Source organism: Frankia sp. CoBUL1 (assembly GCF_978021245.1).
Window position 1 is genome coordinate 1 of sequence record NZ_CDXDOS010000037.1, and the last position, 2,740, is coordinate 2,740.

The 2,740-nt window shown below is 69.2% G+C and carries 5 protein-coding genes and 2 pseudogenes; 3 read left to right on the top strand and 4 right to left on the bottom strand.

The window, feature by feature from the left end; all coding sequences use genetic code 11:
* Positions 1-270, top strand: a pseudogene (locus tag AC08OX_RS05410) (SpoIIE family protein phosphatase); the annotation flags it as partial.
* Here the strand turns inward: AC08OX_RS05410 and bsaP are convergent.
* Positions 213-362 (bottom strand): annotated as a pseudogene (bsaP, locus tag AC08OX_RS05415) (biotin synthase auxiliary protein BsaP); the annotation flags it as partial. The pseudogenes AC08OX_RS05410 and bsaP sit on opposite strands and share 58 nt — an antisense overlap.
* Positions 363-430: 68 nt before the next feature.
* Complete coding sequence (locus AC08OX_RS05420) at positions 431-661, bottom strand: biotin/lipoyl-binding carrier protein (protein WP_011438140.1); 231 nt, start codon at positions 659-661, stop codon at positions 431-433.
* A 172-nt stretch (positions 662-833) separates the two neighbouring features.
* Here AC08OX_RS05420 and AC08OX_RS05425 point away from each other — a divergent pair, with 172 nt between their 5' ends.
* Positions 834-1,526 (top strand): DUF5317 domain-containing protein, encoded by a 693-nt coding sequence (locus tag AC08OX_RS05425; protein WP_476606805.1) that lies wholly within the window; start codon positions 834-836, stop codon positions 1,524-1,526.
* Entirely contained in the window at positions 1,526-1,600 is a 75-nt protein-coding gene (locus AC08OX_RS05430) for a 50S ribosomal protein bL37 (protein ID WP_369807823.1), read from the top strand. Before AC08OX_RS05425 ends, AC08OX_RS05430 begins: the two co-directional genes overlap by 1 nt.
* A gap of 104 nt (positions 1,601-1,704) precedes the next feature.
* On the opposite strand, the gene rsrA is transcribed toward AC08OX_RS05430, so the two are convergent.
* Positions 1,705-1,989, bottom strand: coding sequence for a mycothiol system anti-sigma-R factor (gene rsrA / locus AC08OX_RS05435; protein ID WP_476606806.1), 285 nt, complete (start codon positions 1,987-1,989; stop codon positions 1,705-1,707).
* A partial coding sequence (locus AC08OX_RS05440) for a sigma-70 family RNA polymerase sigma factor (protein WP_476606807.1) occupies positions 1,986-2,740 on the bottom strand: 755 nt, incomplete at its 5' end. The genes AC08OX_RS05440 and rsrA, both read right to left, overlap by 4 nt.

A 2,740-nucleotide genomic window follows, 5' to 3' on the forward strand; every position in this document is an offset into this window, starting at 1 on the left:
GTCGAATCCCCCACCGTCGACATCGGCGAGGGCTGCCGACGCCTGCTGCGCATCCTCACCGAAACAGCCGACCTGCCCACCACCGCGGACCGGCTACTGACCCTCCTCAACCGCAACGACGGCTACGACGACGACGTCACCCTCCTCCTCGCCCACGCCCGGCGGGGTCGGCGAGCTCAGACCGAGAGCAGCCCATGCTCCGCGCACCGGGCCGACCAACCCACCGGGGTGACCTGGACGACCATCCGCCGCCGGCAGGCTCGACAGTAGCGGGGTGGCTCCAGCTCGCGGGCCCGCCGGCAGGCCTCGTGGCTGCCCACACTAGCCAACTGACCGCAACGATCACAAAACGCGGCGTCCATAATGGGCAGCTTAGGACATTGCCCGAGGCATCGGATCTCTCAGCCGCTACCCCGCCGAACAAGGATGATCAGGCGGCGGGGAGCGGCTCGACCACGGCGATCAGGTCACCGTCCTGGACGACGTCGCCCTCCTGCACCGCGATCCGGGCGACCGTCCCGCCGTCCTCGCTGATCACGGGGATCTCCATCTTCATCGAGTCGAGGATCACCAGGGCGTCACCGGCGCTCACCGGGTCTCCCACACCGACGACGACCTTCCAGACGTTGGCCACCATCTCAGCGCGGACTTCCTCGGCCATCAGGCTCCCTTCAGCGGCGGTGAATCTGGCAAGAGCGTAGTGCGCCGAGGCTGTCCGACCAACGTCCCTGGGCCCCGGATGTATCCGGGCCGGCACGCTGGGGCGACGCGACCGCCCGGTGCTGGGACTGTCGCTCATAACACCGCACACTACGCATGTGCTCGTACTTCTGGTGCTGACCCTGCTATGCGCTCTGGGCGTCGGCCTCGCCCGCGGCGGAACTCTCGGCGCCCTCGCCCGCATCGATGTCTCCCGACCATGGCTGCTCGCCGCGGCGGTCCTGGTGCTCGCGATCGGCCGACTCGTGCCCGCCCTGCACAGCCCGGCGTGGATCGCGGCCGCCGTGGTCACAGCCCTGTTCGCCAGCGCGAACAACCGCCTGCCCGGACTCGGTCTCCTGGTCACCGGTCTCATCTCCAACGCCGCCGTCATCACCGCGAACGGCGGCCAGATGCCTGTGTCGCGGTGGGGGGCCGACCGCGCCGGTGTACCGATTTCCGACATCTTGACCTCGGCATTTCACGCGCCGGCCGGGGATGGTATGGTCCTGCGCCTGCTCGGTGACATCATCCCGCTGCCCCTGCCCTGGACGCCCGCGGTCGTCAGCGTCGGCGACGTGGCGATCGCCGCGGCGCTGGGACTGTTCGGAGCGCTGGCCCCCGTGCGGGCGTGGCGCACGTTGCAGGCCCGCCGCCACGCCAGGGCGGTGCAGTCTCCGGCCCAGGGGAACCTCGGCGATGGCTCACCGGATGGGTTCGGCGACGCCGACGAGGACGACGGCCTCGACGGACCCGCCGGTCACCTCCCGTCGGTGCGGACTAGCACGATGACTGCACGTCGAAGCAGAACGGAGGGAGATTCCTGATGGCGAAGAAGAAGCGCAAGCGGCGCGCACGGGCGAAGAACAAGGCCAACCACGGCAAGCGCCCGAACACCTGAGCCACCCGGCGGGCCGTGGCAGCCACGGCCCGCCCCCGGGCTGCCCGATACTCCGCCCGGCCCCAGCTACTCCGCCCGGCCCCAGCTACTCCGGCGGGCCCCAGCTACTCCGGCCGGTACTCGGCGGCCTCGATCTCCACCCGGGCGGCCCGCAGCCAGGCGAGCAGGCTCGCCCGCAGCGACTCAGGCGCCCGCTCCCCGCCGCACTTACGGGCGACGAGCATCTTCACCTCGTGCTCCACCCCGAACTCGCGCAGGCAGAGGGAGCATTCGTCAAGGTGGGCCCGAATCAGATTCTGCTGCCCGCCCTCACACTCACCATCGAGATACAGAAAAACCGCGTCGAGCACTTTCCGGCAATCGATCTCGTGTGGACCGCCGCAGCTCACGACGCACCGCCCTCGCCGTCGGCGGAACCGGCCGCCACGAGCCCACGGTCCAAGGCGTACTTTTCCAAGGACTTCCGCAGACCCCGGCGACCGCGGTGCAACCGGGACATCACGGTCCCAATCGGCGTACCCATGATCTCCGCGATCTCCTTGTAGGCGAAGCCCTCGACGTCGGCGAGGTACACCGCCATGCGGAAGTCCTCGGGCAGGGCCTGCAGGGCGTCCTTGATATCACTGTCCGGCAGGTGTTCCAACGCCTCGGTCTCCGCGCTCTTGAGCCCACTGGACGTATGCGACCCCGCCTCGGCGAGCTGCCAGTCCTCCACCTGCTCGGTAGGGCTCTGCAACGGCTGGCGCTGCCGCTTGCGGTACGTGTTGATGAACGTGTTCGTCAGAATCCGGTAGAGCCAGGCCTTGAGATTCGTGCCCGCCTGAAACTGGTGGAAGGCCGCGAACGCCTTGACGAAGGTCTCCTGCACGAGATCCTCCGCGTCGGCGGGATTACGGGTCATGCGCAGGGCCGCCGCATACAGCTGGTCGAGGTAGGGAAGGGCGTCCTGCTCGAAACGGGCGCCTCGCTCCTCGGTGGTCTCGTCGACCAGGATCACTTCCTCACCATCATGCTCCCCGGCGGCCCACCCCGCGTCCACCACACCTGACCGGGCGACACGCGACCGTCCTTCCAGAGCGGACGATACCCCGGCCAAAGCCGGAGCGCGCATCGGCGCAACGCTCGGCAAAGGCCGGCCGG